Below are 223 nucleotides of genomic sequence, written 5' to 3' on the forward strand. Positions count from 1 at the left end.
AGCAGGAACATCTTTATTAACAACTGCACCCGCCCCAACGAAAGCATAAGCACCAATAGTAATGCCACAAACAATGGTACAGTTTGCACCCAGCGTAGCGCCCTTTTTCACCAAGGTGTCTCGGTATTGGTCTTTACGCTCAATGAGGGAACGCGGGTTATAAACATTCGTAAATACCATGCTTGGGCCACAAAAAACCCCTTCTTCCAAAGTAACATTATCG

Annotated in this window: 1 pseudogene; it reads right to left on the reverse strand. The window is 45.3% G+C overall.

The features are described 5' to 3' along the window. Positions 1-223: pseudogene (wbpD, locus tag RFW85_RS06640) on the reverse strand (UDP-2-acetamido-3-amino-2,3-dideoxy-D-glucuronate N-acetyltransferase); the annotation flags it as partial.

This window comes from Acinetobacter sp. 12966 (assembly GCF_031196995.1).
GTDB lineage: Bacteria > Pseudomonadota > Gammaproteobacteria > Pseudomonadales > Moraxellaceae > Acinetobacter > Acinetobacter geminorum.